Genomic DNA, 6,000 nt, shown 5'->3' on the forward strand with positions numbered 1-6,000 from the left:
GGTCATGGAATTTACTGTATTTTCGTTATTATTTCGAATATTTAGACTCTAACCACAGGTATAATTTTTCTCTAACTTCTGTATCAAACCATCCCCATTGTTGAGCTAATCCTTTAATGAAAGATGGGATTTCTTCGGCAACAATTATGATTTGTTCTTCGCTCGGTTTAACACCTCTTATATCTAAAAAACAATCGTGCAATTGATCTCTCATTCCTTGAGTTTCATTCATTTTCAGTACCTCCAGAGTAGGTATAATTAATTATAAATGTATCAGTATACACTCAACTATGATTGTTCCATGCACCAAAGGTCTAACACATAATCGACTTAGCATTAGACTTCCACAAAACGCGCCTGGCAGGGTGACCGGTCGTTGTTACCCCGCGTTTGAAATCAGCAAAGCATCCTGGAGTCCACGAACGATTCAAAGGGAGCGTTCGCCATTTCTACTTCCATACTACCTCCGGTTGATTACTGGTTCTCGCCATCGACATCAGACTAATAATTTATTTTGCTAGTCTAGCGCTTTATTGGTCACAGACGAGTGTACAATCTACTTTATTGTAATTATTTGTGTACACAAACACAAGCCATAGTACATAAATATATTGATTCTAGTAACTTCTAAAAGCGCTTCCATCTAAACCAATTCGAATAGAGCACAAATCAAAATTTACAGTGATGTGTTAAAAGCGGTCCGATCTCAATACCATCATTAGCTCAAATACAGGTATAAAAAAATTACTAAAGTTCTATAATAATTCTGAATCTAGCTTTCTTGCCATTACGTAAGTATTGCTGTATTAAAAAGTGTGTTTGTAAGTTAATGAGATAATTAGGAGGTTTCATAATGACATTAATTGCAGCAATAAAAAATGAAAATCAAGGTTGCATTATTAGTGACTTTCGGATGACTAATGAAGTAACTCACGTTCAACAAGATGTAGGGCTCAAATATATTGGATTTGATGACCGATTGATGATTTACATGGCAGGGAAGCCATCGTTTCTCTTGCCGAAGCTTGAAGAGATTCTCCCTTCTATAAAGGATCAATTAAATTTTGAGAATGTGGACCAAGCTGACAGCCCACTCAAATTTGTTTTAGAAACTATCATGGCTGACCTGGAAAGTGATTGTGAGTCTTCTATTATTGGAGTGTTTTTAAACAAATCCACTAATGAATTTAAAATGTTTCGTATGGATTTGCAATTTAGAGGGAATGGTTGGGAAATCGGAATTCTCCCAGATCAAGACTTCACTTGGGAAGTCATTGGGACAGGAGGAATACTCATGGATCGTGATTTTTTCCCATCATGGCGTCCATTTTCTCTGCATGAAGTATTCTGCAAGGGGATTAGACCTAAAGTTAATGCGAATGAAACTTACAGTATAAGTATAGAAACGGTGGCTGACTCTATTGAACAGTCGATTAGAATGAGACTTTTGAGTTTAGGCCCAAGTGTTTTTAAGAAGCTAGGTATCAGCCCAGTAATGAATATTAGCATTATTGAAGGAAGCCATCTAAGAGTAAGAGGAGCAGAGTATGAAGTTACAACCTTCTCTCCTGATAGGGAAGTGGAAATAACTAAGTATGCTATACAAAAAGCTCCGGGTGATAGTGCAAAATTAGTAGATCAAAACAACAAAGAAATAAGAGCTCACCAAACAAATAGCGATTTCCCAGGTACTACAACGGTACCTATTATTTTTGATCCGCTTGGAGTAGAAGGTGATGATAACACTCACCCAGATTATACATTGAGGCAGGAAATAAATCCTCTACAGGGAGGAGCCATGGAAGTTGTAAGATATATAAGAAAGAAAATACTCCGAGAGTGGTCAGGTGAGTCTTTCGAGATAAGACATGATATAAAAAGTCAAACGGAATTGATTGATAATATGGTGAACTCTATCCCTGAAAAGTTTCTATTTGTTAATCCGTTCGATTTTAATGAGGACGAAGATTTATACTGGGAGCGGGTAGATTTATTTGATCAGCAGTGGATTGAGCAAAGATATGGAAAACAAAGTCCTTTTAAACTTCAAACCGAAGAACAGGACCTTGTAGAATAAATGTACTGGATATATAGGAAAGAGGATAAAGATAAAGAAAGACTGCTCAGAAATTCTCACGCAGCCGCCGCAGTTTGGTACATTAAGGAATCTAATCAGTCTAGCCACTTGCAGATAGTTGCAAATTGAGAAAACGCTGAAAGTGGAAATTCAACAAACTAAGGACAAACTCACTGAAACTCTTGTCCTCCAATTGGGTATCTCTCACAAAACGAAGCAACTTCATCTGACTAATATCTTTAATCCCATTTCCCCGGCATAATAAGGGTTATGATTTTGGATTACTTCATGAAATCCGAACTGTAGCTAACGCTAATGGATACAAGCTATTTATTGTTGATATGGTTCTTTCTTTCTACAAGCGTATGCTTTCTAAAGGAGCAAAAGCAGCCATAGAAGCCAATGATGTCATATTAATCGATGATGAGACTGAGCTGCTTTCGCATCGATCTTAACATTTTAGAGTCGTCCATTCTTGGGACGGCTCTTTTTGTTTTTTCACTATTAGCACTGGTAGAAGTAAGCAAAGTCAAACTACATGTAAAATTTGATCTATATAATTCTTTTTTAAGAAAACATTAGTGCATCATTAATTCAACTATGCTCAACTTAATACATCGAAACAATAAAAACCCTTTATACATAAGGGTTTTTATTGTGCATCATTTATTCAATTTAGTATTATTTAATTGAATTAAATCGCCTTTTATTGTATAATAAAGATAGCGGATTTTTGAATCCTAAGAAGCGAGGGGATAAGTTTGTTAAGTATTTCAGACCTGGAAAATAAATATGCAGGAGAAAATATCCCTATTTTTGAACTTGTAAAAAATCATCTTCATGGTACGGTTTTAGATATTTTCACTCTCATAATGGATGCCGACCAAGGAATTTCGAAGACACAAATACAGGAAGAGTTCAAAAGATATACTAGTTCAATTGAACAGACGACTAAATTCCGTTATCCGGTAAGTATGGGAGTGGCAAAACTGGAGGGAGCGATGATGGTTGAAATACGTAAGGAGGGAACAGCAGATTTGCTGTACTTAACTCCATTTGGGGAGACTGCAAAGGAAATATTAGGAGACTTGTTTGAAGTTGATCAAAGAATATTACGAGGAAGTAAAATTGCAGCTGCAATCTACCAAGAAGGAATATTAAAGAGAAACAATATATCAGGCACTAGAGAATAGGGAGGAAAAACAATGGAAAACCTAATTACTCGGATTTCTTTATCTCTTGACGGAAAATGGCCCCTTGAGCAATTCGTGACTACTAAGAATGCTGTTGCTGGAATAAAGTATGGTTTTATTGGTTTAGGACAAGGCGGCTCCAAAATTGTAGATGCTTTTGCTGCAATTAAAAATCCAGTAACACAAAAATCCATATACCCCTGCATGATAGTAAACTCGAACTTAGGTGATATGGGCCAATTGAAAAACATTCCTCAATCAATGCAGCTTTCGCTTGAAGGCTACGAACGTGGGGTCGGAAAAGATCCTGAAATAGGCAAGCAAGCGTTTATAGAAAATGGAGCCAGAATATTCGAAGTTATTGCTAAAGTAATGAAGGATTGTGACATGATCTATGTTGGAGGTTCCATGGGTGGAGGAACTGCAACTGGTTCAATTAATGTTCTTGTAGATGCTATCTCCGATGGTTTACGAATAAAAACTGGTGCTATCATTTCTTTGCCACGGCCGGATGCTGTTGAGAGCCTTAATGCGTACAACGCAACTTCGGAACTAGTGAGTAAATTGACTGATTTTAGAGAAGATCTATCTGGGGAGATTTATCGTGGACTCGAAAATATAGTAATCCTTGATAATGAAAAAATATTTACAGACCACATGAATGACCCAGAAGCACCTAAATTAACATGGGATTTTTATAGTAACTACAAAGTTGCGTCAATTATGCATGAGTGGAATGTCCTGACTAGCATGGAAGGCGATATCACGCTGGATGCTACAGACTTGATGAATCAGATTCTCTGCAAAGGGGGTATTCTAACATTTGCAAAGAAAAAAATTAACATGCTTGAAATAAACACACGAGAAGACCTAATAAATGAGATAGTAGATACGTACAAGGGACGTAACGTATTGGCTAATGATTTTAGTTACAGTAAAGATCTTCAAAGTTTAGGTTTAGTTATCGTGATACCGAAAGATCGGAAAGATTTACTTAATCAAGATGCCCTCGGCATAATTAGAAACAGGTTTAATGAAGAAATACCAGATGTAAGTGTTTATACTGGATTAGTTACCTCGAGCACAACTCGACAAATCCTTGTTTATACGATCGCAAATATGAGCGGCCTGCCTGCCAGAGCAAAAAACCTTAGAGTTGAAGCAGAGGAACTACTCCGTAAAAAAGTGGAGAGAGAGCAGCAAGCGAGTGGATTTACTATGGGAGAGCCGCTACTTCAGGGCACATCAGCAGTAAGCGCTCGAAAAATCACTGGTGCAAATCCATTCGATAAGAAAGATACAAAGGTAGCTAAGAAAAGTGTTGCCTATAATCCATTTAAAGATTCAACTAAATAGTAATAAGCACTTAATAAAAAAGTGGGAAACGTCATCACAGTGATACGTTTCCCACTTTTTTAACTAACACAACAAGAGATTTTGCAACTTCTAGAAAGCCATAAAAAGAATCAGATTATGTGTGTAACATAATTCGTATAACGGGCTAATTTCATTCAAGAAGGAGATATTTATGGATAGAGCTATAGAATTCTTACTTGTCCTACTAAAGGGGCTTGGAGTGTCAGTTTTAGTTTCCTTAATGCTTTTATATTTTTTCGTTAAAACCATAAATCGATTCCCTAAAATTCGTACAGCGTTCCGTATACTTCACCGATTATCTATAATAAGTTTGTACATTTGCATATATGTTTTTATTCCTTTGTTAGTTATTACTTTAACAAACCTGTTTTTATCTGCGTTTGGAGTAGTATCGATGCCTTTTGATTTTGCAGAAGAGATTTTACTTCAATCGTGTAAAATTATGGTTATTACTTTAATTTTTATCTTGAGTGTTAATCTCATTATATGTGCAAAAACAATTCACTTATTAAAGCTTACTCACCGGATCGAATATGAAAAATATGGTCCGCTTGCTGGATGGGGAAACCAGACTCGTAGGTTCAAAAAGGAAATTAACTGGATGCCAGTTGTCATAGAACAACTGGAGCCTTTATTGAAAATTTGGCCCGTTCAATCCCCAATACTGAGAATAGTAGCTCCTGCTGCAAATAATGGCCAAGAAGAATTGGTGCTAGCTGAAGAATTGGCTGCACGCTTGAACTGTAAAATCAGAATGTGGACCAGTGATGGATCTCCAATGGATCATCAGGCACCAGTAACAACATCGCAGGTAGAGTTTACATATGAGCAATTAGATGCCTATGCGCTGCCACAAGTAATCACTGACCCTCAAGATATAATTTACGATCCTAAAGGTATCCTCTGGTTTTCCTTTGGTAAACTTGAGAATCTTATGCCAGCTCTTAGACTCTTTTACGATTTGCTTTCTCCAAGCGGGTTTATATTGATTGATGCTCATGACTACCCTAAAGGTGGTTTTCACTTAAATCGGCTTCGTCTATTATTTGGTCGAAAGATAAGAAACTATTGCGAACCTTCGACTTACCATTACATACACCAATGTTTTACGGATGGATCGGCGGCGAGTGAGCTATTCAAACTTGAAATGATAGATGGACTTGAAGGGCCCTACAAAATGGCTATTCTTCGGAAGCGACCAGAAGATCAGTCGCAATGGAGCAAGTAGGATAAATCAAAAATAAAGACAGCTACTAAAAAGAGGTACCTGATAAGGTATCTCTTTTTTTATGAGCGCCCAGCATGGGCGCTATCTATGGGGTCGAAGTCCCGAATGGCGAAGGCAGTAGTAGC

General features: G+C 37.1%; 5 protein-coding genes. 4 read left to right on the top strand and 1 reads right to left on the bottom strand.

Features of this window, described 5'->3' with window-relative positions; translation table 11 throughout:
* Nucleotides 1-28: 28 nt before the first annotated feature.
* Nucleotides 29-232 (bottom strand): hypothetical protein, encoded by a 204-nt coding sequence (locus CA598_RS20135; RefSeq protein WP_094877662.1) that lies wholly within the window; start codon nucleotides 230-232, stop codon nucleotides 29-31.
* Between the two features lie 621 nt (nucleotides 233-853).
* Here CA598_RS20135 and CA598_RS20140 point away from each other — a divergent pair.
* The 4 genes from CA598_RS20140 (at nucleotide 854) to CA598_RS20155 (ending at nucleotide 5,875) form a co-directional block, all read left to right on the top strand.
* Nucleotides 854-2,077, top strand: a complete 1,224-nt coding sequence (locus CA598_RS20140) for a hypothetical protein (protein ID WP_094877663.1) — start codon at nucleotides 854-856, stop codon at nucleotides 2,075-2,077.
* Between the two features lie 761 nt (nucleotides 2,078-2,838).
* A complete protein-coding gene (locus CA598_RS20145; RefSeq protein WP_094877664.1) occupies nucleotides 2,839-3,270 on the top strand; it encodes a hypothetical protein in 432 nt (143 codons plus the stop codon).
* 12 nt (nucleotides 3,271-3,282) lie between these two features.
* Nucleotides 3,283-4,626, top strand: coding sequence for an FtsZ/tubulin family protein (locus CA598_RS20150; RefSeq protein ID WP_094877665.1), 1,344 nt, complete (start codon nucleotides 3,283-3,285; stop codon nucleotides 4,624-4,626).
* Nucleotides 4,627-4,798: 172 nt separating this feature from the next.
* A complete protein-coding gene (locus CA598_RS20155; RefSeq protein ID WP_094877666.1) occupies nucleotides 4,799-5,875 on the top strand; it encodes a hypothetical protein in 1,077 nt (358 codons plus the stop codon).
* Nucleotides 5,876-6,000: the final 125 nt, after the last annotated feature.

This window comes from Paenibacillus sp. VTT E-133291 (assembly GCF_002264395.1).
GTDB classification, from domain to species: Bacteria; Bacillota; Bacilli; order Paenibacillales; family Paenibacillaceae; genus Paenibacillus_AQ; species Paenibacillus_AQ nitricinens.

Coding starts and splice junctions, on each gene's coding strand:
- CA598_RS20150 (WP_094877665.1), top strand. CDS start 3,283: ATGGAAAACCTAATTACTCGGATTTCTTTATCTCTTGACGGAAAATGG.
- CA598_RS20135 (WP_094877662.1), bottom strand. CDS start 232: ATGAATGAAACTCAAGGAATGAGAGATCAATTGCACGATTGTTTTTTA.
- CA598_RS20155 (WP_094877666.1), top strand. CDS start 4,799: ATGGATAGAGCTATAGAATTCTTACTTGTCCTACTAAAGGGGCTTGGA.
- CA598_RS20140 (WP_094877663.1), top strand. CDS start 854: ATGACATTAATTGCAGCAATAAAAAATGAAAATCAAGGTTGCATTATT.